This is a genomic window from Mesorhizobium sp. B2-6-4, from assembly GCF_006441495.1.
Lineage (GTDB): Bacteria > Pseudomonadota > Alphaproteobacteria > Rhizobiales > Rhizobiaceae > Mesorhizobium.
On sequence record NZ_VFUE01000011.1, the window covers coordinates 130415 to 155262 of the forward strand.

29 protein-coding genes and 1 pseudogene are annotated in these 24848 nt (G+C 59.4%); 15 read left to right on the forward strand and 15 right to left on the reverse strand.

Features of this window, described 5'->3' with window-relative positions; translation table 11 throughout:
• Positions 1–15: 15 nt before the first annotated feature.
• From FJ426_RS16905 to FJ426_RS16915, 3 genes are all read right to left on the reverse strand, one after another.
• On the reverse strand, positions 16–717 hold the full coding sequence (locus FJ426_RS16905) for a response regulator transcription factor (protein WP_140825396.1): 702 nt from the start codon (positions 715–717) through the stop codon (positions 16–18).
• A 204-nt stretch (positions 718–921) separates the two neighbouring features.
• Positions 922–2085 carry an aminopeptidase P family protein gene (locus tag FJ426_RS16910; RefSeq protein ID WP_140825397.1) on the reverse strand — a complete coding sequence of 388 codons (1164 nt, stop codon included), beginning with the start codon at positions 2083–2085 and terminating at the stop codon, positions 922–924.
• Positions 2086–2159: 74 nt separating this feature from the next.
• Positions 2160–2903 (reverse strand): GntR family transcriptional regulator, encoded by a 744-nt coding sequence (locus FJ426_RS16915; protein WP_140825398.1) that lies wholly within the window; start codon positions 2901–2903, stop codon positions 2160–2162.
• A gap of 202 nt (positions 2904–3105) precedes the next feature.
• Here FJ426_RS16915 and ehuB point away from each other — a divergent pair, with 202 nt between their 5' ends.
• The 7 genes from ehuB (at position 3106) to FJ426_RS32050 (ending at position 8716) form a co-directional block, all read left to right on the forward strand.
• Positions 3106–3987, forward strand: a complete 882-nt coding sequence (gene ehuB / locus FJ426_RS16920; protein WP_140825399.1) for an ectoine/hydroxyectoine ABC transporter substrate-binding protein EhuB — start codon at positions 3106–3108, stop codon at positions 3985–3987.
• A 170-nt stretch (positions 3988–4157) separates the two neighbouring features.
• Positions 4158–4817, forward strand: coding sequence for an amino acid ABC transporter permease (locus FJ426_RS16925; protein WP_140825400.1), 660 nt, complete (start codon positions 4158–4160; stop codon positions 4815–4817).
• Positions 4807–5466: an amino acid ABC transporter permease gene (locus FJ426_RS16930; protein ID WP_140825401.1), complete on the forward strand. Its 660-nt coding sequence runs from the start codon at positions 4807–4809 to the stop codon at positions 5464–5466. Before FJ426_RS16925 ends, FJ426_RS16930 begins: the two co-directional genes overlap by 11 nt.
• Entirely contained in the window at positions 5463–6278 is an 816-nt protein-coding gene (locus tag FJ426_RS16935; protein ID WP_246675560.1) for an amino acid ABC transporter ATP-binding protein, read from the forward strand. Before FJ426_RS16930 ends, FJ426_RS16935 begins: the two co-directional genes overlap by 4 nt.
• A gap of 16 nt (positions 6279–6294) precedes the next feature.
• A complete protein-coding gene (locus tag FJ426_RS16940; protein WP_140825402.1) occupies positions 6295–7320 on the forward strand; it encodes a succinylglutamate desuccinylase/aspartoacylase family protein in 1026 nt (341 codons plus the stop codon).
• Entirely contained in the window at positions 7313–8479 is a 1167-nt protein-coding gene (locus tag FJ426_RS16945) for a pyridoxal-phosphate dependent enzyme (RefSeq protein ID WP_140825403.1), read from the forward strand. The genes FJ426_RS16940 and FJ426_RS16945 overlap by 8 nt, the downstream gene beginning before the upstream one ends.
• 111 nt (positions 8480–8590) lie before the next feature.
• Positions 8591–8716, forward strand: a complete 126-nt coding sequence (locus FJ426_RS32050) for a hypothetical protein (protein ID WP_281405493.1) — start codon at positions 8591–8593, stop codon at positions 8714–8716.
• A gap of 512 nt (positions 8717–9228) precedes the next feature.
• Here FJ426_RS32050 and FJ426_RS16950 read toward each other — a convergent pair.
• The 3 genes and pseudogenes from FJ426_RS16950 to FJ426_RS31850 all read right to left on the reverse strand — a co-directional run.
• A complete protein-coding gene (locus FJ426_RS16950; protein ID WP_348643701.1) occupies positions 9229–9675 on the reverse strand; it encodes a cupin in 447 nt (148 codons plus the stop codon).
• A gap of 140 nt (positions 9676–9815) precedes the next feature.
• Positions 9816–10259: a hypothetical protein gene (locus FJ426_RS16955; protein ID WP_140825405.1), complete on the reverse strand. Its 444-nt coding sequence runs from the start codon at positions 10257–10259 to the stop codon at positions 9816–9818.
• A 248-nt stretch (positions 10260–10507) separates the two neighbouring features.
• Positions 10508–10807 (reverse strand): annotated as a pseudogene (locus FJ426_RS31850) (metalloregulator ArsR/SmtB family transcription factor); the annotation flags it as partial.
• Positions 10808–10962: 155 nt separating this feature from the next.
• Here FJ426_RS31850 and FJ426_RS16965 point away from each other — a divergent pair.
• Both FJ426_RS16965 and FJ426_RS16970 read left to right on the forward strand, forming a co-directional pair.
• Positions 10963–11475 carry a hypothetical protein gene (locus FJ426_RS16965; RefSeq protein WP_140825407.1) on the forward strand — a complete coding sequence of 171 codons (513 nt, stop codon included), beginning with the start codon at positions 10963–10965 and terminating at the stop codon, positions 11473–11475.
• Between the two features lie 10 nt (positions 11476–11485).
• Positions 11486–12022, forward strand: a complete 537-nt coding sequence (locus FJ426_RS16970) for a hypothetical protein (RefSeq protein WP_140825408.1) — start codon at positions 11486–11488, stop codon at positions 12020–12022.
• A 182-nt stretch (positions 12023–12204) separates the two neighbouring features.
• On the opposite strand, the gene FJ426_RS16975 is transcribed toward FJ426_RS16970, so the two are convergent.
• The 9 genes from FJ426_RS16975 to FJ426_RS17015 all read right to left on the reverse strand — a co-directional run bounded on the left by FJ426_RS16975 (position 12205) and on the right by FJ426_RS17015 (position 21159).
• Positions 12205–12801 carry a general stress protein gene (locus tag FJ426_RS16975; protein WP_140825409.1) on the reverse strand — a complete coding sequence of 199 codons (597 nt, stop codon included), beginning with the start codon at positions 12799–12801 and terminating at the stop codon, positions 12205–12207.
• A gap of 22 nt (positions 12802–12823) precedes the next feature.
• Positions 12824–13567, reverse strand: coding sequence for a DUF4142 domain-containing protein (locus FJ426_RS16980; RefSeq protein ID WP_140825410.1), 744 nt, complete (start codon positions 13565–13567; stop codon positions 12824–12826).
• Positions 13568–14073: 506 nt separating this feature from the next.
• Complete coding sequence (locus FJ426_RS16985; RefSeq protein WP_140825411.1) at positions 14074–14271, reverse strand: hypothetical protein; 198 nt, start codon at positions 14269–14271, stop codon at positions 14074–14076.
• 589 nt (positions 14272–14860) lie between these two features.
• Entirely contained in the window at positions 14861–16207 is a 1347-nt protein-coding gene (locus FJ426_RS16990; protein ID WP_140825412.1) for an MmgE/PrpD family protein, read from the reverse strand.
• Between the two features lie 74 nt (positions 16208–16281).
• Positions 16282–16848 carry a GNAT family N-acetyltransferase gene (locus FJ426_RS16995; RefSeq protein WP_181176957.1) on the reverse strand — a complete coding sequence of 189 codons (567 nt, stop codon included), beginning with the start codon at positions 16846–16848 and terminating at the stop codon, positions 16282–16284.
• On the reverse strand, positions 16845–18026 hold the full coding sequence (locus FJ426_RS17000; RefSeq protein WP_210242333.1) for an MFS transporter: 1182 nt from the start codon (positions 18024–18026) through the stop codon (positions 16845–16847). The genes FJ426_RS16995 and FJ426_RS17000 overlap by 4 nt, the downstream gene beginning before the upstream one ends.
• A gap of 225 nt (positions 18027–18251) precedes the next feature.
• Positions 18252–19316 (reverse strand): pyridoxal-phosphate dependent enzyme, encoded by a 1065-nt coding sequence (locus FJ426_RS17005; RefSeq protein ID WP_140825415.1) that lies wholly within the window; start codon positions 19314–19316, stop codon positions 18252–18254.
• Between the two features lie 24 nt (positions 19317–19340).
• The gene (locus FJ426_RS17010) at positions 19341–20222 is read right to left on the reverse strand and encodes a GHMP kinase (protein ID WP_140825416.1); all 882 of its coding nucleotides are present in this window, start codon (positions 20220–20222) and stop codon (positions 19341–19343) included.
• Positions 20223–20457: 235 nt separating this feature from the next.
• A complete protein-coding gene (locus FJ426_RS17015) occupies positions 20458–21159 on the reverse strand; it encodes a response regulator transcription factor (RefSeq protein ID WP_140825417.1) in 702 nt (233 codons plus the stop codon).
• A 201-nt stretch (positions 21160–21360) separates the two neighbouring features.
• On the opposite strand from FJ426_RS17015, the gene FJ426_RS31380 reads away from it, so the two are divergent.
• The 6 genes from FJ426_RS31380 (at position 21361) to FJ426_RS17045 (ending at position 24840) form a co-directional block, all read left to right on the forward strand.
• Positions 21361–21645, forward strand: a complete 285-nt coding sequence (locus FJ426_RS31380; protein WP_181176958.1) for a hypothetical protein — start codon at positions 21361–21363, stop codon at positions 21643–21645.
• Between the two features lie 141 nt (positions 21646–21786).
• Positions 21787–22380 (forward strand): SOS response-associated peptidase, encoded by a 594-nt coding sequence (locus FJ426_RS17025; protein WP_140825418.1) that lies wholly within the window; start codon positions 21787–21789, stop codon positions 22378–22380.
• A gap of 198 nt (positions 22381–22578) precedes the next feature.
• Positions 22579–22962, forward strand: coding sequence for a hypothetical protein (locus FJ426_RS17030; RefSeq protein ID WP_140825419.1), 384 nt, complete (start codon positions 22579–22581; stop codon positions 22960–22962).
• 74 nt (positions 22963–23036) lie between these two features.
• Entirely contained in the window at positions 23037–23264 is a 228-nt protein-coding gene (locus tag FJ426_RS17035) for a hypothetical protein (protein ID WP_140825420.1), read from the forward strand.
• A gap of 905 nt (positions 23265–24169) precedes the next feature.
• On the forward strand, positions 24170–24382 hold the full coding sequence (locus FJ426_RS17040) for a hypothetical protein (protein ID WP_140825421.1): 213 nt from the start codon (positions 24170–24172) through the stop codon (positions 24380–24382).
• Positions 24379–24840 (forward strand): hypothetical protein, encoded by a 462-nt coding sequence (locus FJ426_RS17045; protein WP_140825422.1) that lies wholly within the window; start codon positions 24379–24381, stop codon positions 24838–24840. The genes FJ426_RS17040 and FJ426_RS17045 overlap by 4 nt, the downstream gene beginning before the upstream one ends.
• Positions 24841–24848 lie beyond the last annotated feature (8 nt).

The following is a 24848-nucleotide window of genomic DNA, read 5'->3' on the forward strand; positions in this document are numbered from 1 at the left end:
ATAAAACGGCAACGATCAAAACGAGTGATATTCCAGCGCGTATCCACCGAGCCTTACAGTGCGAATGATATCGCCATGTGAGGAATGCTTAAGAGACTTTCGCAGCCGGCTGATATGAACATCCACGGTGCGCGGACCGACATAGACATTGTCCGGCCAGGCCACCGCAATTAACTCGTCGCGGCTGAGCACTTTTTCCGGGTTCTCGAGCATGTGCCGCAGCAGCCTGAACTCGATCGGTCCCAGCAGAATTTCTCTGCCGTTGCAACGCACGTGATGGCTGTCGACCGTCATTTCGACGTCGCCATATTTCAGCGACATAGCAGGCGGGGTTCGTACGCCAGGTTCTGGACGGGTTCCGAGTTTGAAATGCAGGTAGTCGAGCAGCTTAGACGGCGCCAATGGCCTCATGAAACTTTCGTTGATTCCGGACTTCAATAACGCCAGATGCTGGTTCTCGGCACCAGCTGCAATCAGCGCAATGACAGGGAGGGCGCTTGTCCGGGCGTCCTGCCTGAGCCGGGTACAGTTGTCAGCCATACGATTGTCTGGCCGGCAATCGAGCACGCAGGCCCGCACCGTTGTCTCGGCGGCCAATTCAAAGATTTCATCCACGTTGCTGGTCAGCGCACTGGTGAAGCCGTCGACAGCAAGAATGTGGCTGAGCACGAGATAAAACTCCGCGTCATGCGTGCATATCACGATGAGTGGCTTCATAGTCGCGGTTCAGTTCTCTCAGGCAGCGCAATGCCCGTCTCTTGGCACACCCTAACTGCCAGGCAACTGCCGGATTTCCGAAACGTCTCCGGTTTTCAGTCAATTGCTTCGTGCCGCGCAGGAACTGCAATATGGGTTACCAGTCGGCCCTCGGGCACCCCTTAGCCTTTTCCAAACGGCACGACCTGCGAGCCCACTAAATCGTTAATTGATGACCGGCATCCGTTCCGGCGAAAGTTCACTTAAGAATTCGACTTCCTTGTCGCGAACATAGATGACTTCCTCGAACTGAAAGACGGCGCCATCAATTTCCAGCTTGGGCTCAAGGTGAAGGATCATGCCCGGCCTTATGATTTCGGGATTATTTTTTGAAATGGATGGCGGCTCGGTGACGTCGAGCCCTCCGCCGTGGCCGATCCGGGAAACGAGACCATAAGCGGGGGGCAAGCCTGCATCGCGCCAAAGCTGCTCAAAGGCCGCAAAAACGTCTCCGGACGTCATCCCCGCCCTGACACCATTTGCGAGCGCGACCGTGAGCCCGCGCGTTCGTTCGTATGCATCGATCTCCCATCGTTCGGGTGGACCGCCGCGGGCAATGCGATTTCTATCCGCGGGATAGCCACCATAAGTGGACCGGAAATCGGTCCAGGCGTACTGGCCGACCGCAAGGGGCTGCATCTGGGGTGGGCGGCTGTAGTTGAACTCACCCCTGCAGAAGGTCATTGCAATCGGATCAGCGCATTCCGCTCCATTCAGGATAATACGCGACTGGATCTGCCGACAAAGCTCGACCTCGGTAATGCCTAGACTTGCCTGCGAAACGGCATCATCGAAGGCAGCATTGACGATCTCGAAGGAGATGCGCTTGAGGCCAGCCTCGAACGGCGATTTGATGACGCGGGTTCGCCACAAAAGGTCCGTGGCGCTCTCCAGCAGGCCGCCGCGCGCTCTCAAGCCATCCACGATCTCCAGAGAACCGCGACCAAGCATGTCCTGGCCATAGTCGATCGCGGCCTTTGTCGTAGCAGCCGGATCGCGAGCGGAAATCTCCTGGACGATGGTGCGCGCGCCTTCCGCAAGATAGCCAGCATAGTAGACGATCGAAAAAGCCCTCGGCCTCGATTCAAGGTTTCTGGACTCAATCCGGTTGGCTATGACGAGTATGTCTCGGTGGTCGATCACCACGAACAGCGGCCGCGAATGATAGCCCCACGACAATGTTCGGTAGTCGGTGAAATACTCGATGTTTTTCTGATTGGTGAGAACCAGGAAGTCGACCGCGTCTTGGGCCATTTCGCTGCGGACGGCGGCGAGCCGCATGGCCAGCTCGTCAAGGGACACATCGGGTGATGGTGGTGCTGGAAGCATGGTCGCCTGCTCCTGGACTGTCTCTGATTATCGTCGCTTTGCGCAGCCCGGTTTGCCGAGCTGTTGCGTCGCCCCTACCTTTTCGACTTTGAGCCTTCGCCCCTCGCGTCAAGTTCCACCACGCAGGCCAGGCGGTCGAAGGGCGATTCCGTTACGCCGAAGACCGAGAAGGACTTGTCGGTCGTGCTCAACCGATAGAGGCGACGCAGCGTTGGATATCCGTTCTTGATCGTGAAGGTCTGTTGGGCTTGCTCGGAAGCCGGTGCGGCATCGATCAGCAACTTGGTTTTGGTGAATTGTGTTCCGTGAGCGCGCAACGCGTCGCTGATGAACTTTTCTCCGAACTCACCAACCACCTCGTCGCTCAAGGAACGGGGCAGGTACGAGGTGTCATACATAATCGGCGTGCCGTCGGTGGAAATCACCTTGCGAACACACAACATCAGCCCATCAGGCGGCTCAAGCGCATCAAAGGCCGGATCCTGTATCTTTTCTTGCGTCAGCGAAAGGAGGCGAATCGTGGGCGTCAAGCCAAGCCGCAAAGCGTCGTCGTGAGAGGTGAGCGAGAAATCGAGGTCACGAACGAACCTTCGTTGCTCCCTCACGAAGGTCCCCAGCCCAGGCACTGAACGCAAGATCCCGGCGGGCTGGAGATCGCGCAATGCCCGCTTGATGGTGATTGGGCTTACCGCGAACTCTTCTGCCAAAGCCGCTGTTGAAGGCAGGGATTCGCCGACCGCATATTCTCCAGCACGTACCCGGCGCATGATTTCATGGCGCACGTTCTCGTGAAGGACCGTCCCGGTTTGTCCGTTCATTTCAGCTCCCACACCTTGGTATACTAGGGATACCTAGCGCATACAGTGGGGGATGTCTATCCCCGTTACGTTGCTCGCATCGCTGGATCCTTCGCGCAGCGGGATTTTACAAAACTCAAATATCATCTTCATAAAAATTTGACATACCTGTTATACCTGGTCTACCTTTAAGGCCACATTCGATGCTCAGGGAGTAAGCCGCATGGCAAGCAAGTACCGGGTCTTCAGCACGATCACGGCCGCAGCGGCAGCCTGCGCTTTTCTCTTCGCGACGGCTGGCGCTTCGAGAGCCGAGACGACGCGCGAAAGGGTCTTGCGTGAGGGCAAGATCGTCATTGGCATCTCCAATGGCGCTCCTTGGGGATTTCGCGACAAGAATGGCGACCCTGCCGGCTTTCATCCCGATCTGATCAAGGCCGCCTTTGAGGGTCTTGGGGTGGGTAAGGTTGAAATCGTCGTCACCGAATTCGGCGCGTTGATCCCCGCAGTGACAGCACAGCGTTTTGATGCGATCGCCGCCGGTCTCTACATCACGCCGGAGCGTTGCGCGCTCGTCGCCTTCAGCGACCCCGATCTCAAGCTTGCGGATGCTGCCCTGGTCGCCGACGGCAATCCGAAGAAGATTCACAGCTACGCCCAAATCGCGGCGAACCCCGAGATCAAGTTTGGTGTGGGGCGCGGCAGCACGACTGCGAAGAATGCGGCAGCCGCAGGTCTGGTGGAGGAACGCATGCTGCTTTTCCCCGATATCCAATCAAACGTTTCCGCGCTGCTCACCGGCCGGATCGACGTTGCGGCATTTTCGGCGCCGACAGTGGCCCGCATTCTCGCCGACGAGAACATCCATGGGATCGAACGCGCCTTGCCCTTCCAGGGGGTGCACGAAGGTGGAAAGGAGCGGTTCGGCTATTCGGCGATTGCGTTTCGCAAGGAGGATGGTGACCTCCGGGACCTGTACAATTCCCGGCTCAAGGCGCTCAAGCTCGATGGCACGGTCGAGCGCATCATGACCAAGAACGGATTTACCGATCAGGAGAAGGCGCCGGATCTGACCAGCGATCAGGTCTGCAAGGGGCAGGGCTGACCGACTCCAAGACGGCGGGAGAAGATCGTGGCGTCAGGCGACATGAAGCATTGTTGGATAGCCTGCATACCCAGGGCCTAGCCCCACCGCATCTTGGCCCGTGGGGCCCAACATACGACGAGCGAACGCCCGGCTTCATCGAGGCGTTCAGGATCCAGGGACGTTCAAGCGTGACCATTATCGAGATTTTCGCCGGCATTTTCCAAGGGTTCCGCATAACGGCCGTGGTTACCGCGTTGGGGGTGCTGTTTGCAGTGACCTTCGCCTTGATATTTGGCGTAGCGCAATATCTGACCAGGGGCGTCGCACGCTTTGCCGTCACTGCCGTCATAGAGTTCTGGCGCAGCTCCGCGGTGATCATCCTGCTCTTTCTCTTTTACTACGTCCTGCCGGTCGTCGGCGTCCAACTCCCAGCGATCGCCGTGAGCGCTATGGTGCTGGGGTTGAACGCCGGGGGATATGGAAGCCAGGCCGTCCGGGCCGGTCTCCAATCGCTCGATCGGGGCCAGATCGAAGCCGCTTCCGCGCTCGGGCTACCGCGCCGGCATATCCTCAGCCTGATAGAATTGCCGCAAGCGCTGACCAGGATGACGCCGACCTTCATCAACCAGTTCATCCAGTTGATCAAAGGCACTGCATTGGTCTCGCTCGTAACTCTAACCGATATGACATTCCGAGCGAAGGAAATCGCCGAACTCGAATACAACCCTGTCGGCGTCTATACGTCGCTTCTGCTTGCCTATTTCGTGATCTGTTATCCCGTCACGGTGTTTGGCCGATGGGTGGAGCAGCGCATTGGTGCTGGGAGGGGGCTGACAAATGAATTTTGATCTTACCTTCGCCGCCTCGACCGTTCCGACGATCCTTAGCGTCATCGGGACCACCATCGGCATTGCGCTGCTGAGTTGCGCCGGCGCCTCGATCCTCGGCTTCAGCTTTGAGATCACTCGGCGAGCAGGATCTGTGTCGGGCTATCTGATGCGTTTCGCAATCGACTTTATCCGCTCGACGCCCGTGCTGGCCTGGCTCTATTTCCTCTATTTCGTCCTTCCACATTGGGGTTTCACGCTGCCGGCGGTCGTGGTCGGCATACTGGGCCTGAGCATCTATTTCAGCGGATATCTGGCGGAGGTATTCAAGGCTGGCATCGACGCCATTCCTAAAGGCCAAGCCGAAGCCGCCAAGGCAGTGGGATTGAACCGGATCGATATCGTGTTCTTTATCCTGGCTCCTCAGATGCTGCGCAACGTCGCGGCCCCCGTCGGGAACCACTTTGTCTCGATCCTCAAGGCGACGCCTTATCTGGCCGTCATCGCTGTGCCGGAGATGCTGGGCAGGGCGCTCGACATCGCATCCGACACCTATCGCTATGCCGAGCCGCTGACCGTCGTCGGCATTGTGTTTCTCGTTCTGGCTCTGACGATCGCGCAGATGGTCAAGCTTCTTGAACGCAAGTTGCTGGGGCCAGAAAGCCGATGAACGACGCTGTTCATGCAATGCAACACCCAATCCTTGGGCCGGCTGAAATCGGGCAGGGCAGTAACCCGGGCCGGCCTGATCAACCGGCCGTGGAAATCATCGCATTAAACAAGTGGTTTGGCAGCTTCCACGCTCTGAAGAACATCGATCTTGCCGTGCCGCAAGGCGCCCGGTTTGTCATTTGCGGTCCGTCAGGATCGGGAAAATCGACCCTGATCAGGTGTGTAAACGGGCTGGAGAGCTTCCGCAGTGGCGCCATTCGCATTGGTGGTGCCGATCTCCCCCGGAACCAGAAACAGCTTCAGAAAATTCGACGCGAAGTCGGGATGGTTTTCCAGCAGTTCAATCTGTTTCCACATCTGACAGTCATGTCCAATTGCACGATTGCTTTGAGACGCGCCCTCAGCAAATCCAGGGCCGAGGCTGCCGCCATCGCGCTTCACTATCTCGAGCGGGTCAGGATACCTGAGCAGGCGCACAAATATCCGGGCGAGCTTTCCGGTGGTCAGCAGCAGCGCGTAGCGATAGCGCGCGCGCTCTGCATGAATCCGAAGATCATGCTCTTCGACGAGCCGACATCATCGCTTGATCCGGAAATGGTCAAGGAAGTTCTCGATGTCATGGTCGACCTCGCCGCGGACGGCATGACAATGCTTTGCGTCACCCATGAAATGGGCTTCGCCCGCAAGATCGCCGACCAGGTGGTGTTCATGGATCAGGGAACCATCGTCGAGATGGGTTCGCCCGCCAACTTCTTCGCCGCGCCGAGCCAGGAGCGGACGCGGCTCTTCCTGGACAAGGTGCTTCGTTAAACAAAGAGGATGGACCATGACTGGCGAAACACGAATCTGGACGCCGATCGACTATGAGGCCGAGGGAAAGCAGTCGGACTGTCTGAGATTGCCCCATTCGTCCGACCTGTCCGCCTATGGTTGGATACCGATCCCGCTGGTGTGCATCAAAAATGGGTCCGGGCCGACGGCGTTGTTGGTCGCCGGCAACCATGGCGACGAGTACGAGGGCCAGATCGCCCTTTCCAATCTGGCTCGAGAGATCGACGTCGACCAGGTTTCGGGCCGGCTCCTCATCCTTCCGGCGCTTAACTTTCCCGCGGTCGCGGCAGGACGTCGCGTATCGCCACTTGACCAAGGCAATCTCAATCGCCTGTTTCCAGGCGATGCGAACGGAACCCCGACCGAGATGATTGCCCACTATGTCTGCAAGGTCTTGATCCCGATGGCCGATGTCGTCGTCGATCTCCACTCCGGCGGCCGTTCGCTCAACTATGTGGCGAGCGCCCTGGTGCGTCCAGGACGGACCTCCGACGAGCATGCATCACTGCTCAGGCTGATGCGGCTATTTGGAGCACCAATCAGCTTCGTAAGCGATGGAACCGGCGGCGGCGGCCTTACGACACTTGCAGCGGCCGCGCAGGAACGTGGCGCGCTGGCGCTGACCACCGAACTTGGCGGAGGCGCAACCTTGTCCAGGTGGGGGCTGTCGCTTGCCGAGGCGGGACTAAGGCGCGTGTTGAAAGACCAGGGGATACTGCGCGATGTCGCCGTCGAGCCCGCTTCCCCCACGCGCCTCATGACGGTCAGCGGTCACAGCGCATTTGTCTATGCGCGCGATCGAGGCGTTTTCGAGCCGGCCGCGAACATAGGCGATGAGGTTGTGACGGGCCAGATCGCGGGTCGCATCCACTTTCCGGATTTGCCGACCCGCGAACCTGAAACGCTGTTTTTTGAATCGTCCGGTCTTGTGGCGTGCCGCAGGGTGCCATCGCTCACGAACCGCGGTGACTGCCTTTTTAAGCTCATGGCCGATATCGACGTCGGCGCCATGCATGCTTAGCCCAAGTCCGAGCCTCAATCCGCGTGTGATTGGCCTGCGCTGCATTCGTTGTCGGATTGTCTTTCCGATCGCGGACCACTTCGAAGGTTGCCCGACCTGTCTGAGCAAAAATATGCCTGCGAGCTTGGCGATCGAGTATAAGGGACTGCCCAAATCCCTGAAGCACATCGATGACTGGCAAGTGTATAGCGACTACCCAACCCTGGGGGAGGGCAACACACCGGTTGTGCCACTGGAGGGGCTCGCGAAAGAGATCGGCGTTCGCGCGCTTTTCCTCAAGAATGAGGGCGCCAACCCGACTGGATCACACAAGGACCGCATGAGCCGGTTCGTCGTCCAACGTGCGCTGGAGATCGGCGCGTCCACGGTAGCCGCGGCCTCAAGCGGCAATGCCGGTGTCTCGCTGGCCGCTTATGCGGCCCATGTCGGGCTGGAATGCGTGATCGTGGCGACGCCCGACATCAACCCGAACTGGCGCCACGCGATCGAGATGCACGGGGCGACGTTGCTCGCCAGCGAAACCGCGCAGGGTCGCTGGAAGGCGCTCGCTGATCGGGTCAGGGCCGGGGAGTGGTACCCGGCCACCAATTTTGCTGTTCCGCCCGTCGGCAGCAATCCTTTCGGAGTGGATGGCTACAGATCGCTTGCCTTCGAGATTTTTCTGGAGCTGGGCGCCAGCGCATGCAGCGATATCCTTGTCCCGACATCGAGAGCGGATCTGCTGTGGGGCATCGCACGAGGCTATTGCGACCTGCAGGCCGCCGGGCTTGTCGAAGAACGGCCGCGCATCCATGCCGTTGAGCCGTTCGGCCGGATTTCGAGAGTGCTTGCCGGGGAGGATTACCGCGGCAATTTTGCAGGCAGCTCGGCCTTGACTTCAATCGGTGGTTCGACCGTGACCTACCAAGCATTGGATGCAATCGCCTCTTGCAAAGGATCGGCAGTGGCCGTTGACGAAGCGGCCGCGCGCGACGATCAGAAGCGGCTGGCGCGTTGCGGGTTTTATCTCGAACTTTCGAGCGCGGCGGCTTTGACTGGCCTGAAGAAACTCGTTTCCCAAGCTACGATTTCTTCGGACGCCGCGGTCGTGCTTGTCGGCACGTCTAGCGGCTGTTCCGAATTCCAGCCCTTCTCGTACCCTATTGCGGCAATGATTTAGTTAGGAACTCGCCGTCTTTGAGACGGCACTTTTTGCTCTGCGCTCAAAGCTTGTGTAGTAATCAGCTTTGCATCAGTCAATCATAACAGCCCTTTAGAGGGGAGAGCGCAGATGGACCAGGAAGAGATCGACCGATTGACGGAACTCAAGGATGATCTGAGCAAGGCCAGCGACAATGCGACTATTTTTTGCCGCTCACGAGAATCCGCTGCGGGTAGCGGCAAGCGTTGCAACTAATTATGCTGACGCCTCCCGCTTTTTGGCTGCTGCCGACACTTTCGCGGCTATTGGCTCGGGGCTGACTACGTTCGTTAATTCGGTAACCATATCGTTTGAAGAACTTGCCCGCTGTGAAGCTGATCCATCAACGACGCTGGCTTGGGCCGTTTTCAGGCGTCAGTTAGGGCCCGGGGTTGTTACTGCCGTAGCGGTGGGGGCTGGAGCGGCCGTTGTTGTAGCTTCCGGAGTGGTTCTGGCCCCAACTGTAGGCACTGAAGTGCTAGTAACTCTAACGGCTGCCGCTGTTGCAATTGGATTCGGAAAGGCAGCCGACATTGGCCTGAATTTTGTCTTCGATCAAATGGAATCCATGGGCCTCCAGTTTGGTGCAAATGTTGACTTTTCGACGTACTCCGCAAGGGTGGCAATCGCCGGAACCATTGGCGCAGATCACATTGCGACGTCTCATTTCTCCGATAGTGTGTGCGCGGGGCTCTCGACCGATACAATAACTAGACGATGCCTGCAGTTCAGCGTTCTTGCCACGCCTCGAGCAGCGGACCGCCGGCGCCATAAACCGGGTCCGTTTCAGGGCGACCGACCTTCGGTATTGTCCGCTGCGCCGTTTTGATCTGGCCGGCAGTCGTGCACAAATCGTAGGTCCCGAAGGGCGGATAGGCGCCGACGACCAAGAGATCGGCAGACGAGGAAAGGCGCTGGTGACCAGTCCCAGCGGGCAAGATTGCCACGTCCCCGGCTTCCAGGTTGAGCACTTCGCCTCTGTCACCGCCGAAGCGAACCTCGGCAGAGCCGCTCGCAATGCCCAACACCTCATGAATGCGTGAGTGGTAGTGGACGTGGCCAAAGATGCCGTTGCGCCAGCAGGTGCCCCAGCCGTTCGCGCGGAAGATGTCTTCGAAAACGGTGGCCGGATCGATGTCGTCAGGCAGCGTCACTGCGCCGGGATAGACGAGCATCGGCCAGCGCGGGTGATTGGGCACCAAGCCGTCACCGTCGAAGCGGAAGGTGAGTGGCTCTATTTGTCTTGCGCGTATTTTCACCATTGCGCTCCTTCGGATCAGCGATCGTTAAACCCGCTAGTCCAGATTTACTCCGGTCATTGCGCGCGGCAGCGCTGGAACGTCTGCGGATCATCGGATGACCAGGAGAAGCCGTGCAGGGACAGGCTTATCCTGTCCGGCTCCGACCGGGAAAGCTCGACCGTGCCTGCGCTCATCGGGCTGCCGCCCTTGTAGCATTGGGCGGCAAGGCGCAGATTTTTCCCGGTCGCGTTCGGTTCGTCGAATTCGCAGCCGACCTCATAGACGGTCAGTCCCGACGGCAGAACCTCCAGCACATCGACCTCGCCGTTCTCCTGCTCGCAGCGCACCGGATCGGTCGACCATTTGCCGAGGAAATCATTCGGCATCTTGGCTTGCGCGATTGCCGGCAACAAGGCCGCCAGTGCGACAGGGATGGCGAGCGAACGGCTAGCCCCGGCGCGACGATGGCTGTGCGGCCGGGATTGGTTCTTCAGCATGGCCGATCTGGTCATAAGCATGGTTTTCTCCTTTCTGCTGCCCGCCCATTCGCAGCCGCGCCGGCCGTGCCCATGACCGGCAGCGGCAATCAAGCCATCCTTTCCTTGACCTTTGTGGTTCTGGCCGTTGTGCGTTTCGACGGCGCGGTGGCGGCCGCCTTGGCCTTTGCAGCCGATGTCTTCGCAGCCGAAGCCTTTGCAACCGAAGCCTTTGCAACCGGGACCTTGGTAACTTGCTGGTCACTAGTGCCTTGCGCCCTTGCCTTCCTGGCCAGTGCCTTGCTCTCGCGGCGGATCGGCCGGCCGACGGGGCAGATCTCCTGCACGAAGCCGGTCAGCGTCGAGGCCAGCGTGTTGGGCGCCTGGCGGTAATAGACGAACTTGCCGCGCTTTTCGCTCAACACCAGGCCGGCATGATCGAGCAATTGCAGATGCTGCGAGATCGACGGCTTCGACATGTCGAAGCGCGCGGCGATCTCGCCCGCGCTCAATTCGTGGTGCGCAACATAGGCGAGGATCTTGCGGCGTACCGGCGAGGACAGCGCCTCGAAGATGAGTTGGACTGACATGCGGCAAGGCTACACGATAGCAAGTCGATTAGGCAATCAATTAATTGTTGACGCCTAGACGATAAGCTGATTACCTAAATGACGAATTCGAACGGGGACAGGGGCGAGAGACAAGACCGGCTGTGGAATGGCGGACGGCAAAGGAGGATGGCGCGATGCGCCCAGCCCTGAAAACCCTGCTCAAGGTGGCCTTCGACATAGTCGCCACGATCGCCTTCTTCTACCTGGCCATGCTCACGGTGCCTTACGCTGTCGGCTTCCCCGCCGCGGCGCTGATGCGTCTCTTCTCATTCGTCCCAGGGCTCGTGCCGGCCGGCTGGATCGGCGACCACCAGTCCTTCCTGACGGGCGCCCTGCTCGACGCTTTGGGCATCATCTATCTGATGCTGGTCTTCGCCATCGGCATCGAGATCCTGCGCCGGTTGGTCGGGTCCCGATCGATCTGGCTCTATGTCGCCGGTGCCTTCGTCACCATGGCGGTCTATATCAGTCCCGCATCCACCGCATCCGGTCCGGCTCGTGCGTTCGCGCTGGCATTCCCGCTGATGATTGCCGCGGCATGCGGCGCCGGCTACTGGCTGGTAACGGTCCGCCTGCGCGCCGCTGTCATCCAGTTCGCCAGGCGCCTGATCTGCGGCCGCGATGCCAAAGCGTGCATGTTTTCCTGAGGAGGTCAAAATGACTGCATTGCGCCTTAGAAGTCTTTTGCGCTTTCCAACTCTGGGGTTCGTTGCGCTGTCGGCATTCGCACTCGCCATCGCCGTCGGCAGCGCCACGGCGGCGCCGGCGAAGGATCTCTACAAGCTCTGCCGCCAGGTGAAGAACGACGACACGATCCGCCCCTATTCGCACGCGCTTTACGCCGGCACGGTCAAGGCGTTCAAAAAGCTGTTTCCCGATGCCAAGAGCGCGCCGGAGGAATCGGAACTCGAGACCCAGGCTAACTATCGCTGCATGGACGGCAAGCTGCTGGCCTGCTTCGTGGGCGCCAATCTGCCCTGCACGAAGATGAACGCATCACGCGACAATCCCGGCGCCGATGAATTCTGCAAGGCCAACCCGAATGAAGACTTCGTGCCGGCCGCGGCGAGCGGTCACGATACCGTCTATTCCTACAAATGCCGGGACGGCAAAGCTGTGGTCACAGGCAATGCGTGGGCGCTCGACAAACGCGGCTTCGCCAAGAAGCTTTGGACCGAAGTAATGCAACATTGAGTTTGCCCTCGGCCGCCTCGGCCCCAGACATGGTCGGCCAGCCCAAGCTCGCTCGATATTTTGCTTGCCGGGGCCAAGCGAGAGCATCTCGATCTGATTGGCGGATAGCTGGCTTCCGCTGCGCTGCGGCGGCCTCGCTCGGGCCGAAACCCAAGGGCGGCTGTTCGCCGCCCCGGGTAGGCTCAGCTGTCGCGTCTTCCTCTGGCGCCCCCCAGATCAGCCCCGGTATAGACATCGGCCGTCGGGTCGAATCCGGTCCACCCGCCGGCTTCGTATTCGTTGCGCCGATCGGCGATATCGACTGAATTGTATTGATTGAGGATCTGTTGCGCGTTCGGAACGAGATTGTCCTCGACTTTGGCCGTGACCAGCGTTCCACCGCGGCGAATGCCTTCCGCGTAGACGTGAGCATCGTTTTCCGGCACGCCAGCTTCTGTCAGTGCGCCGATGATACCGCCCGCAGCACCGCCGACGACGGCACCACCCACAGCGCCTGCAGCGGTGGCAGCCAACCATCCGGCGGCAACCACGGGCCCAACGCCAGGAATAGCCATCAAGCCCAACCCCGTAAGCAGTCCGCCGGCACCGCCAACTACGGCGCCAACGCCCGCGCCTGTTGCGGCATCTTCACCAGCTTCCGAGGCTTCAGCCTTGTGCCAGCCCGTCGAGTTGTTGGCTACGATGCTGATATCCGAGCGGGGTACACCCGTGGCCTCAAGTTCCCCCACGGCATCGTTGGCGTCGTCATAGTTGTCGAACAGTCCTGTTATCGTTTTCATCTGAATGGTCCTCGGTTTGTGATCAGTTGGCGCCGGCAACAACGTTGCCTTGGTAGTCAAGGGCGACGGGGACGGACTTGCCGTCCTTGCTCGCTGTGCCACGCCAGATGCCCTTGTCGTCCTTCGTCAGTGCGGAGACGTCGGCGTAACCCGCCTTCTCAATAGCGCTCTTGGCCTGGTCCTCGGTAAAGCTGTTGGCACCCGGCACCGGCGCCGCCGAATTGGTGGTAGTTGTGCTGTTGGCAGCCGGGGTGGTGCTATCGGAAGCCGGCGTCGAAGCTGCGATCTTTTCGATCGTTTCCTGATGCATCTTGAGCGTCGGCAACGTGTCGGCCGCGAACGATTTCAGAGCGGCGTTGTCGCCGCCTTTTGCGTAGCCCTCAAACAGGCTTACAGCGTCGGCATGGGCCGCCTTCTGCATGGCCGCATAGGGTGCATCGACGGGCGCAGCAGCCGACTGGAGCTTGTCGACATCGGCCTTGTGGGGGGAATCCAGGTCCGATGGGACTTGCAACTTTTGCTCACCGGCAACGCTCTCAAGTTTGGCATTGGCGGCACCGTGATCGGAGATCATTTTTTGAGCGAAATCCTTGAGGCTCTGATCCTGGAGCTTGTCCTGGGCGACCTTGCTCGACTGCACCTCGAACATGCCGCCGATCGCTGCCTTGGTTACGAAATCTTGGGCCGTTTCTGCGGCCAGCGCAGGCAGCGCAAACGCCATTGCTGTGGCGACCGATACCGACGCCCAGCGGAGACTGTTCTTCATGAATGGATTCCTTGGTTAGAGAGGACGATGCTCCCTAATGTCCAGGCGGAGGCTTTGTTCCGGCCGCTGCCATCTGCGCGCCGTTGTGCAGTTGGGCGCCGACCTTGGTCACGTTGTCCCAGACAATTGGTCGAGCGTGGATCAGGGCGGTCGCCAGCGACCTCGAAAGGCTTCTTGGATGAGCCGTAGATAGGCGACGGTCACGCCGGGGCGGAACTTGTTCAACCATCTCGTCGTGCATCGCCTGGGTACCTGCGACGTCGTGCGGGTGGCGCCTGCACAGGTGAGCTCGCCGGTGATGGCTCCATCGCTGGTATAATCGGAACAAGGCGTCCACTTGGTCGGGGGAGATCCGGGCGACGCTGGCGCCGTGGTTGGGCGCAAGGATAATCCGCCCCTGATTGGCGAGCACCTTCGGCGCCTCACCATCGCCGTAATCGGAATACCGGCGCCATCCAGAACTGCTCACCGCTGACAACGACCGGAGGGGTGAACCATTGCTTGCATCAGAAGTCACCTTGGGCTTTGGCGACCCTACGCCTCAAGTCGAGGCTGTTCAGGAGGGCAACCAGATCGTCGGCATAGTCCTTGTCGAGACCGACAGCCGGTACGCCCCATGCGTCGGCCGGCAATCCGGTGAACACGTCAAACACGGTCCAGGTTTTGTCTAGATCCATCTTCAGGTCGTATCTTTGCGGTGCCATGCGAGAGGTCCCTTGGTCGGCTTGCACGAAACTGCCGAACTTTCGGGACGCTCATGTGGTTCCTTACCCAGAGGTTGGATAGGGCAACCCCTCCATTCCGCGAGGCGACAACTGAGCAAGCTTTCGCTGATATGGTGCGTAATCGGCGACAATGCATTTGTGTATAGCCGGCTGGGAGCGACGATCGCGCTTCCGCCCCACCGGGGGAGGAATCATGGCCAACACCAAGACACCACACGGTATTGCTATCCAGGCGACCTGGCTCTCTTAAAGCAGCTCCTCGATCCGATTTGCGCCGAAGAATGCATCCAGGAGGGTAGTGACCGTGCTCAGGGGCTGAGCGTGTACGCAATGGCTCTGTTCGCGAACGGAGAAGTGGAAGAGGCAGTTCTTTACCAGAGCCTCCGAGAGGCTGCGCGCCATCACCGTTGAAACAATATGCGACGCCGATACGGAGTACGCATCACGCATTGTCGTAGGCTACGAGAATGCAGCGTCGCTTCAGGACCGGATTTCGAGCGTGCACGACGATTAAACAATTTCATCCATGGTATCCTTACTCGGCTTGGCAGCTATCCACGTCGCCGGATCAAGAAGCGGCACTGATTGCAACTGGCCTGGCCGTAAGGCATCCGAGCAACGGTGCAATTTCCCCCATCTTGAGCAAGGCGACCGATTGGATGAGTTTGCCGAGTTCGGCTCGCGAAAGGATGTCGCGCCCGAGGTCGAGGAGCTTCTCCTCGACGGCGGATTGGTCCATCGGATTGTTGGCGTCGCCGAGTGGACGCGGCACATCCGCAGTTCGCTCGTATCCACCGACAATCATCGTCACGCGCGCCGGCGTGCATTGCGGGAACATGCCGGCAAATTCGTCAGGATAGCGAACCTCCACTCTTTGAGCGAGTTCCACCACCTGCGGATCTGAAAGGGAGAAGGGGCGAAGCGGCCGAAACGCCTCTGCGCCCCGCAGCGCTGCGAGTGCTGCAGCAAAGGGAACCGAGAACTGTCCCCCCTCGAGCGATTTTGGTGCGTTTTCGTTGGGGAGTTTGCGTGCTTCGGGAAAAATGTCGACCGCAATGCGGCCTATCGGTTCATCTTTGCCGCGTTCTGCGACCAGCGCGAGCACGGCGTCTATGACTGGGTGTGTATAGCGGCAGGACGCATAGGGTTTAAGATAGGTCTCGCTGATCAGCCAGCGGGTACCCAAATCAGCGGTGATTGCGCCGAAATTGTAGGCATGAGCACGGTCCAGCATGTCGATCGAGCCGCTCATTCCATGGCTGGCCCGCTCGACGGCGAACAGTGCCGCCACCGTCGACCAGGGGCTGCTGCCCTTGACGGAGCTTGCCTGGCAATCGCCTTGCGGCAGATTTTGCGGCGCCTCGGCTCCCGCTATCGCGAGCGCATGGGCAAGCTGATCCGTGGGCATCTTGCGCAACCATCCAATGGCGGCTGCCACTCCAAACCCGGTCCACTGACCACTGGCAAAGCTCATCGTGTCGGAAAAGCGCCGGGCAGCCGCAATGCGCAAGGCGACGTCATATCCAATGGCGGTGGCTGTAAGCACCGCATGGCCGTCACTGCCAAGCTTTGCCGCTTCCATCAGGACGGCTGGAACGATGGCAGCGCCCGGATGACCGGCTGCAAGACAATGGCCGTCATCGACATCAAGCGAGCTCGCCGCCGCGCAATTGGCAAACAACGCACCAAGAGGATGCAAACCCGCTTCTGCGAACCAGGCGTGTGCGCCGCCGGACCCGAAACAAGCCTTCGCGGCAAAGCGTGATAGCGTGGCATTGTCGGTCGGCACCCCGCCAATCAGCGCGGCAAGGGTGTCGAGGATAGCTCTTTCTGTCTTTTCAACGACTCTGTCCGAAAGGTGCTCGTAGGCCACGTTGCCGACAAAATTGGCAAGCTGTTCGGTAACAAACCGCATCGACCCCTCCAATGAAAAACATACCTAGTATACCTGGTCTGTTCGTATGAAAAGGCTGGTCGGAAAATTTCTTTTCAGCCGTCCCTTTGCAGACGCAGGAACGTCAGGATGTGCTGGTCACCGATGGCACCGCGAAAGATCGACCCGGTGTCGACGAACCCTGCCTTGAGATAGAGCGACTTGGCGGGCACATTACGTGCATTGACCGCAAGCATCAGCTGCTCGACGTCGGGCCGGTTCCGCCGCACCCAGGAGATGGCCAAATCCACTCCCGCCCTACCAAATCCTTTTCCCTGGCACGCGGAAGAAATACGGAAGCTGTGCAGTGTCACAGCGCCGCGCGGCGCCCACCCTGGCAGAGCCTGTTTCTCTCGCAAGATGAAGAACCCTACGGTCTTTTTGGAGACGACAATCGCGAAGGCATGTTCCTGGTCAGGATACCGACTGGCTTGCAGACCGTCGAAGACCGCATCCACCGAGCCGGCGAACTGCTCCTGTCCTGGATCGAGCACTAGTTTTTTGATCGCGGCACGCTCCAAGACCGTTACTGGTCGCAGCTTGATCCGATCTGGGCGGACCGCGTCTGGAAATGCCGATGGCTCCCGAAATGACGCTTTGCCGGATCTCGATCGCAACCTCATGGATCGATCCTTTGCATTGTCACGCTCCATTGCATCCGTAAGATCGCACCGCTGCCGCAAGCAAACACGCAGGCAAGGCCGAGGAAGATGTGCCGGGCAGGAACACCCGAGGCGAGCGTTGGAAGAAGGTAGACGCCGATAGCGACCACTCCGATGGCGGCCTCGATGTTGCTTCTGACACGGCCGACCATTCCAGTTGAAACGGTCTTCAGGATCGTCACATCGCTTCCGGCCCGAACCATCATGAAGGACAGGCCTATCAAACCTTGCCAGCACAGGGCCTGCGCCATGGTTTGAGAGGTTGACAAAGCAGCAGTGGCCGCGGCGAGAAGGATGGTTCCGACGGCAACAAGGATCCTTTCCTGCGCAAAACCTGAGAGCAATGTCAAGGTGATGCTTCCGATCAAGCCCCCACCTGAATACATCGCCGCCAGCCATCCGTAGAGATCTGGCGAGAGCTTGAGCTCGTGACGTGCGAAGCCGACCAGCAAAGCATTGGATGCATGCGCCGATGCATAGGCCAGCAACAGCCCACAGCCAGCAACCCTGAGGTGGGGGTTTCTCACAGTCTCGAAAAGACCCCCCATCAGGTGCTGCATGTGCGGACTATACTGCACCGGGGAGGCGTGATCTTCCTCTATGAGAAGGCCAGCGAGCGCAGCGGCCATGAAGGAAAAAACCGCGCACACGGCAAAACTGCTGGCCAAGCCCGACAAGGCCAGGCAGAGGCCGCCGGCCGCGGCACCAGCGATATTTCCGACCTGGCTGGAGAAAATGCCCAGCGAGACGGTCCGCGTCAGAAAACGCGCACCCGCCTGCTGCAACAAGGCTTGACTGCTGGGATAGGAGAGCAGCGAGCCGATGGAGACAAAACACGCCGTGGCGTAAAGGACAGAGATCGGCGTGCGTCCCGGAGAACAAGACCAGACGATCAACGCCAAAAGCCCGACACCGGCGCCATGGACCAACTCTCCCGTAACAAACACCGTCCGCCGGCGGGAGCGATCTATCAGTGGCCCAATGAACGGCCCAACGGTGAAGGCCAAAAGTTGCCAGCAGATCAGGACCTTGCCGACCGAAGCGATGTCACCACCGATCTGCAGCGCAAACCAGGAGACCAGGACGATGTACATGCTGCGCGCGCATTGCATGGTGAACAGCATCGCGTAGATCGGCATGGCCGGCTGGTGCACGAACGCGGGATACCAAAACATTGCCACCAACCTTCAAAACAGCATCTGCTTCGCCCGCCAGGCCGGCAGGTTGCGGACGCTGGGGCCGAGCACCGGGTTCTCTCGCTGCATTTGCCCGTCTTGGTCTCGATCCTCGGCGCGCCAACACCGTGCCTCGCTTTCGTTTGTCCGACCGATCGGCCGCCGTACGCGGAAGCCACCCGGCCAGCCCTACGACTTAGCTGCCGGTGCGACATCATCCCCATCGCCAGCATGCGCCAACACCTCATCGAGCGTCCTGCGCTTCCAGGGCAGGCACGACCACCTCGCCATTGTCGACTTGGGCGAGCTGACCGTTGTTGGGCCTTCGGCCGGTCGTTTGCTCCATCCGGCAACCGCCTTTAGCCATTCGTGGTCGTAGACGGTTTCGACGTATCTGTGTCCCTCGTCGGGGAACATTGCCACGACCGTCTTTCCGGGATGGGCCTCAGCCCACCATTGAGCAACCCGATAGGCAGCCCCACTGGTCGGACCCATGAAAAGACCATGCTTTCGATGAAGATCGTGCGTGGCATGAAAGGCCTCTGCCGGGGTAACCCAGTGCACCTCGTCGAACTGACGGTGGTCGACGTTTCGGGGGAGAATATTGCCTCCAAGGCCGCTCAGGTTGAGTTTGCCGCTCGGCTGGCCGAACAAGACGCTGTTTGGTGTGTCGACACCGATCGCGTAGAGGTCGGCGAACAACGTGCGCAGATAGCGGGATGTCCCGCTCACGGAGCCACCCGATCCGACAGGACCAACCAGGCAGTCGACCTTTCCGAGCCTGTCTATGAACTGTTCAGCGACCTTGGCGTAAGAGATCGGATTGTCGGGATTGTCGTACTGCGAGGGCCAGTAGCTACCGGAAATGTCGCGCAAATGAATGTGCAGTCGGTCGAGCCGGGCCTGCTGAAGGCCTCCCGAGGCAGCCGGACTATCGACAATCGCAACATCGGCGCCGAGCTCGATCAGACGTCGATGAAGGTGGCGATCGAGCGCCCAGTCGCTGACGAGGATCAGCCGGTATCCCTGCTGAACCGCCAGCATGGCTAGCGCGAGGCCAAACGTCCCCGACGAGGATTCGCAGATCGTGGCTCCAGGCTTCAACTGATCGCGTTCCGCAGCGCGCTCGAGCATGAACCGGGCTGGCAGCAGCTTCATCAGGAAGAAGCTGGCGCCGAAAAGAGTTCCGCCGAGCGGCACAAGGCGCGGGCCTTCGAAATCTTCCAGCTTTCGCATCAGCGCACGGGTCGACATCGGTTTCTCCTGCGTGCCAGGCATTCAATGGCGAAAGATCGTCGGCTCGAAATCGGATTGGCGCAGAGCGCCTGCCGCGCGGTCGATGTCGACGGATACATTCTTGTCTTTGGCGTCGAACATCAGTCCAACGACCGTGCCGCTGTGAGCGACCTGGATGCCAATGGCGCCGAAGCGGTCACCGATCGTTTCGATCTCTCTCAGCCGTGGTTTGGCAAGAAACCGCTCGTTGATCCGTGCGCTCGCCGTCGCAACCCTGCCCAGCATGCGGGCGTCCGCATTCTTGATGGCCGTCCGCAACAGGCTTCGAAGCGGCCGAAAGGTCTCGATCTCCAGCTGATCGTAGCGGGCCGGCTCGAACTCAAGCGTATCGACCGTGACCTCGGGGGTGGTGTCGATGCTGATGAAATCGATCGGCGGCAGCGGCCGACGGAATGCCTCCATGACGATGCCGTCACGGTGCGCGAACAGCACCGCTTGCTGCCTGAACAAAGTGGAGTCACAGGCCGTTTCCGCGCTGACCGCGAGCTGCATGACCTCATCCGACGCGGCATCGATCTCCAACCATTTCAATACCGCCAGGATGCTTGCCAGAACGTCGGCGGTGGAGGAGCCCATGCCACGGCCAATGGGGATGTTGCTATCCATCGTGAGGTGGCCACCGCCGCCGGGCCGGCCGAATGCATTGATGGTCAGCTCGGCCGCGTGTCGAGCCTTCTCCCGCGAGGCTGGCCAGACACTCACGTGATCGTTATCGTTTGCGGTGAACATGGCTTTGGATCTCAACTGACGGCAGGGCAGCGAAACCAGCGCGCGCCGCAACCGCGCGCCCTCATCTTCAAACACGCCTTGCACCAGTTCCCCGTGATGGCCAATGGCTTCAGCGTATCCCACGCCTAGAGACATGAACATTCCTCCAGATACTTTAGAAGCCCCTTATTTACTTCGGAATACTTTCGCAGCACGGACAGATCTCAGCAACAATGAAGTTGATAATCTTTTGTATTGTGGAATATTGCGAATACATGACGCGCGTTTGTTTGGGCGTTACATATCGGTCACAAATGTAAAGCCCAACAATCCGATCAAGCGGCCGGCAGGCCTGGGGGCTGGCATTGTTTGATGTGTGCTGCGGGAATGATCAGGCCGACTTGTCTTCGAGCGCATATCCGGCGAGCCTTACAGTGCGAATGGCAACACCTCGTGATGACCGCCTGAGTAACTTTCGCAACTGGCTTATATGAACATCCACCACGCGCGCGCTTACACTGGCGCTGTTTGGCCAGGCTACTGCGATCAGCTCATCACGGCTGAGCACCTTTTCCGGATTCTCCAGCATGTGGCGCAGCAACTTGAATTCAATTGGTCCGAGCGAAATCTCCTTGCCGGCGCAGCGCACGCGATGCGTATCGAGCTGCATTTCGACATCGCTGTATGCCAGCGATTTGCCGCGCCGGGATTCCTGTCCCGATGTTTGGCCCACCGCCAGCCTGGCCCGCAGGTATTCGAGCAGCTTGGCCGGGGCAAATGGCCGGACAAAGCATTCGTCAATGCCTGAGCTCAGCAGCTGAATGTGCTGAGCTTCCGCGCCGGGCGACACCAGAGCGACACAGGGGAGGGCGCTTGTGCGGGCATCCTGCTTGAGCCTGCCACTTTTGGCCGCCAGCTGATTGCCCGGTCGACAATCCAGCACAACGGCCTGAACCAGCTTTGCCGCTGCAAGCGCCAGCACTTCATCGACCGAACCGGCCAACGAGCTGACGAAGCCGTCGACCTCGAGAATGTGGCTGAGGAGCAGATAAAATTCCGCGTCCTGCGAGCAGATCACGATCAATGGCTTCATATGCGCAGCGTTAGGATCTTTCGGCTGCCATCAAGACGGATTGGCTCTATTCGAATCCCGCATTCCCAAAGGCCAGCATGCCAGAACAAATCACCCAAAACAACAAATCGCAAAAACGAGTTTGGCGGAGCGCCAGCATAGCGACGGCTGAAAGCCGGGGCGCGGGACTGACTGTCCCCGCCAAGGCGGTCCGCACATTGTATGATGGTCGAGGTGAGCCTTGGTATTCTGTCATCGGCATCCCGTCGCAACGGATCTCGCCGACGAACCGGAACCTATCGCCTGATCGCAAATCGACTGCCGTTCGATCGGGAAGGCATGCATGCAGGATCAAAAGTTTGCGTGGAGCTCGGCAGATCGAGGAACACCGTCCACACCGTTGATCGTGTCGAACAGACAGCCGATATCCGGCTTAAGTCGGCGGCCGGCGATGACCGGCAAGAAAAACATGTCGCCGCCCGGAAAGCCTGCCTTCTCGAAGGCTGAAAAAGACCCATCACACCCGCAAGGCCTTCATTGAGGCGGATGTTCTTATCGGGCGGGACCCGCTGAGTTGAGCGGCGGCCGCCTTTTCATCATGCGCCAGATAGGCTTAGTCTAGAAGGTCGCGTAGGTCCGGAGCCTTCCATGTGCAACGATTATGAACAGCATGTCCTGTGGGCTGAATATTGCCGGATGATGGCGTTGCTGGCGCTTAAAATCCCGGCGCACCAAACCGAACTCGATTTGCCGCAGGCGGATGACGTCCGCATCAATGACCCGGCGCCAATAATGCGCGCCGCCGGTGATGCGATCGAATTGGCATCCATGACGTTCGGATTTCCGCCGGCGGGACCCAAGGGCGGACCGGTGTTCAACTTCCGCTCCGAAGGGAGGCAATTCGCAAACAGCAATCGCTGCCTCGTTCCGGCCTCCGCGTTCTTCGAGTTCACTGGGACGAAATATCCAAAGGCCAAACATCGCTTCACGCTCAATGGCTCTCCGTTCATGGCCATTGCAGGGCTTTGGCGCGAGGCCGCCGGCAACAAGCCGCCTACCTTCACCATGCTGACGACTGATCCCGGGCCCGATGTCGCGCCGTATCACAATCGCCAGGTTGTTGTTCTTCCGCCGAAGAACTGGGCCGCCTGGATCAACCTGACGAAGCCCGAGGCTGAGCTTTTGCGGCCACTTCCGGCGGGATCGCTCGCGGTGGAGACGGTGCGCCCGGAAAGCGCGTAACATGGCATCGAGCCTGACACGTAGAAGCCGGCGCTAAATTTCGGCCAATCACGCGCATAAACTTGCTTGGGGCGAGGCCCGCCGCTCTGGATACCGCGGGGCATGGGCGAGCCCAGCAGCCTTTGCTTTGTGCGTTTGATTTTACTAGGAGCTGCGTTCGAAAGGGACTAGATAAAATTCTATCTAGGGGAGGCAGCGATGCTTGCCACACATCCAGACATCACGCGCGCGGCCATCGAAGCTAGCTTCCTGTTGCGGCACCGTTCTATTGCTGGAACCGCCGCCTTCCGCCGCAATATGGACCATACCCGAAAGGCGATCGAAGCATCGCGCGAGCTGCTGAAGCGCCTTCGCCAGCGGCAGAGCGAAAACACCGCCCGACCTTGGGAAGATGCAGATCAGACTGCCTTTGCCGTGTCGGCATTCGATGCCGACCTTCTCCGCTCTGCATTTCGAGATTTGGCCTTGGAAATGAACTTGCCCGAGTGTCAATGGCGCGATCTGGCTAAGAGCCTGGCGCTCGGATACGCCGGGTGCGAGCAGATCGAAGTTGGCTTGTTGGATTGGATTATAAGCAAGTAGGAGCCCTCCAATCTTGTTGCCTTTTTTAAGAGCTTACCCATGTTGCCCGAGAGAGGGAGCTTGGGAGGTATCCAGTGGATCACCTGTTGAAATCCACCGACACGATCATTCAGACAGCCATTGACAAAGCCATTCAGGACAACATTGTCTCCCTAAAAAAGACCGTCGCACTGATCCGAGCAAAGCGTCCTGACCTTAAGGAAGAGCTAGACGAGTTAGGGACGGACAACGAACTGTGTGAAAAGGTGGTCAAGTTGGCCTCAGCGAGTGGAAAGGTCGTCCTCTTCGACCTCCACGAGTAAAGGAACCCATATAAGCGTCCCGAAGTTCGGCAATTTCGTCCAAGCCAACTATGGGACCTTTCGCGTGGCACCGCAAAGATACGATCTCAAGATGGATTGGGACAAAACCTCGACCCTGTTTACCGGCTGCCGGCTGACGCGTGAGGGGTCCCGGCTGTTGGCCTCGACGACGAGTATGCCGACGATGTGGTGGCCCTCCTCAATGGCCTCGATCTGAAGCGTAGGGTCGCCCAAACTAGCGCCTAAATAAGCAACGAAAAGCCCGCCGCCTATTGGGAGCGCTGGCGACGGGCCCTAATGAGCGGCTACATCCATCGGAATCGGCCGCTCTGGATTCAATGCATCATTTGAGCGGCAGTTCCTTGGAGCGGCCGGCGTCCTTTTTTTGGGGGCGGGTGGGGTAAACCCGACTTGGTAGGACGCCGGCCAGGCGGATTGGGGTCCGCCAGGAGATATACTAGCGGAAAACCTTGTGGTTCGATATTCCGCGATAAAAGAACATCTGTGCGGGCGAGTTCCAGCCGATCTCAAGGGGCTTGTGGTCCGGCTGTTCATCCACATGACCTGGCGTGGGTAGCGCACATCGGCTTTCTGGCTGGGATCTTGCAGGTGTAGACGTGTGCTTTTTACGCGCCGGATCGCCAATCATGCCGATGGCCAGGAAGGGCAGCGGGAGAGCCCGACGACCGTAAGCATAGCGGCTCTCCGACATCGGAAGGACCGGCCCAGCGAATAGCTGCCCGTTCGCGGTGAAGGCTTCTCGGCTCGGTCGCGGTGGTCGATTTCATGGTTCATGTTTCCAATTTGCCGACAAGGAACAAAATAAGAACATCTCGTCAAGACTGCTCTTGACGAGGAAGGAATATGTTCCTTATTCCTGAATGGCATCTGAGCAGGAAAGAGCGATGGGAAAGCGCCAGAACGCGCCGGCCAGCGAAGCTATGTCCGGACTGGAAAAGCTGGCTGAGCAGGCAATTACCGCAGCCGGCGGCGATGTCTTGGTCGCGTTGCTGAATGTCCTTGCCAGGAACAACGACCTTGAACGGGAACTGGCCTTGTCGCGGGCCGCAGTCTCGAACGGCTATTCTCGCGGCTGGCACAAGGCGCGCGTTCAATGACCGAGACGGCGGAAGACAATTTCCGGATCGAAGTCTGGGATCGAGAGGAGAAAACCCATCTCGAAACCATATGCCGATCTCCGGACGCGGTGGTCAGCCAGGCCGCTTGGCAGGCGGCCATTCGGCGTCGGCCCGGAATGCTGCTGATCCACTATAACAGCCGCCATGTCATGGAGAAGATCATCACTCCGGGCGAGGTGAAGATCCCCCCGCAGACTGTCATCAACGGCAGCATTCATGCGGGGCTGGACGTTTCACTTGGAGATCTGCGCGAATGGCACACGTTGCGAGCTTGGTGCAAACGCTGCTCGCACTATGGCGAGGTGAAGCCAGCCGCGCTTATCCGGCGATACGGTAAGGATGCGCTGTTCAGCTCTGTTGAGAGGGCGCTTGTCTGCACGAGCTGCGATCGAGGCGGTCCGGTGAGATTGGAGATTCACCGACTGCCGAGGAATTGACGGGCTCC

Bases quoted from the DNA above. Each gene is read 5' to 3' on its own strand.
- FJ426_RS16905 (WP_140825396.1), bottom strand. From the start codon at position 717: ATGAAGCCACTCATCGTGATATGCACGCATGACGCGGAGTTTTATCTC.
- FJ426_RS16910 (WP_140825397.1), bottom strand. From the start codon at position 2,085: ATGCTTCCAGCACCACCATCACCCGATGTGTCCCTTGACGAGCTGGCC.
- FJ426_RS16915 (WP_140825398.1), bottom strand. From the start codon at position 2,903: ATGAACGGACAAACCGGGACGGTCCTTCACGAGAACGTGCGCCATGAA.
- ehuB (WP_140825399.1), top strand. From the start codon at position 3,106: ATGGCAAGCAAGTACCGGGTCTTCAGCACGATCACGGCCGCAGCGGCA.
- FJ426_RS16930 (WP_140825401.1), top strand. From the start codon at position 4,807: ATGAATTTTGATCTTACCTTCGCCGCCTCGACCGTTCCGACGATCCTT.
- FJ426_RS16935 (WP_246675560.1), top strand. From the start codon at position 5,463: ATGAACGACGCTGTTCATGCAATGCAACACCCAATCCTTGGGCCGGCT.
- FJ426_RS16940 (WP_140825402.1), top strand. From the start codon at position 6,295: ATGACTGGCGAAACACGAATCTGGACGCCGATCGACTATGAGGCCGAG.
- FJ426_RS16945 (WP_140825403.1), top strand. From the start codon at position 7,313: ATGCTTAGCCCAAGTCCGAGCCTCAATCCGCGTGTGATTGGCCTGCGC.
- FJ426_RS32050 (WP_281405493.1), top strand. From the start codon at position 8,591: ATGGACCAGGAAGAGATCGACCGATTGACGGAACTCAAGGATGATCTG.
- FJ426_RS16950 (WP_348643701.1), bottom strand. From the start codon at position 9,675: ATGCTCGTCTATCCCGGCGCAGTGACGCTGCCTGACGACATCGATCCG.
- FJ426_RS16955 (WP_140825405.1), bottom strand. From the start codon at position 10,259: ATGCTTATGACCAGATCGGCCATGCTGAAGAACCAATCCCGGCCGCAC.
- FJ426_RS16965 (WP_140825407.1), top strand. From the start codon at position 10,963: ATGCGCCCAGCCCTGAAAACCCTGCTCAAGGTGGCCTTCGACATAGTC.
- FJ426_RS16970 (WP_140825408.1), top strand. From the start codon at position 11,486: ATGACTGCATTGCGCCTTAGAAGTCTTTTGCGCTTTCCAACTCTGGGG.
- FJ426_RS16975 (WP_140825409.1), bottom strand. From the start codon at position 12,801: ATGAAAACGATAACAGGACTGTTCGACAACTATGACGACGCCAACGAT.
- FJ426_RS16980 (WP_140825410.1), bottom strand. From the start codon at position 13,567: ATGAAGAACAGTCTCCGCTGGGCGTCGGTATCGGTCGCCACAGCAATG.
- FJ426_RS16985 (WP_140825411.1), bottom strand. From the start codon at position 14,271: ATGGCACCGCAAAGATACGACCTGAAGATGGATCTAGACAAAACCTGG.
- FJ426_RS16990 (WP_140825412.1), bottom strand. From the start codon at position 16,207: ATGCGGTTTGTTACCGAACAGCTTGCCAATTTTGTCGGCAACGTGGCC.
- FJ426_RS16995 (WP_181176957.1), bottom strand. From the start codon at position 16,848: ATGAGGTTGCGATCGAGATCCGGCAAAGCGTCATTTCGGGAGCCATCG.
- FJ426_RS17000 (WP_210242333.1), bottom strand. From the start codon at position 18,026: ATGCCGATCTACGCGATGCTGTTCACCATGCAATGCGCGCGCAGCATG.
- FJ426_RS17005 (WP_140825415.1), bottom strand. From the start codon at position 19,316: ATGTCGACCCGTGCGCTGATGCGAAAGCTGGAAGATTTCGAAGGCCCG.
- FJ426_RS17010 (WP_140825416.1), bottom strand. From the start codon at position 20,222: ATGTCTCTAGGCGTGGGATACGCTGAAGCCATTGGCCATCACGGGGAA.
- FJ426_RS17015 (WP_140825417.1), bottom strand. From the start codon at position 21,159: ATGAAGCCATTGATCGTGATCTGCTCGCAGGACGCGGAATTTTATCTG.
- FJ426_RS31380 (WP_181176958.1), top strand. From the start codon at position 21,361: ATGATGGTCGAGGTGAGCCTTGGTATTCTGTCATCGGCATCCCGTCGC.
- FJ426_RS17025 (WP_140825418.1), top strand. From the start codon at position 21,787: ATGTGCAACGATTATGAACAGCATGTCCTGTGGGCTGAATATTGCCGG.
- FJ426_RS17030 (WP_140825419.1), top strand. From the start codon at position 22,579: ATGCTTGCCACACATCCAGACATCACGCGCGCGGCCATCGAAGCTAGC.
- FJ426_RS17040 (WP_140825421.1), top strand. From the start codon at position 24,170: ATGGGAAAGCGCCAGAACGCGCCGGCCAGCGAAGCTATGTCCGGACTG.
- FJ426_RS17045 (WP_140825422.1), top strand. From the start codon at position 24,379: ATGACCGAGACGGCGGAAGACAATTTCCGGATCGAAGTCTGGGATCGA.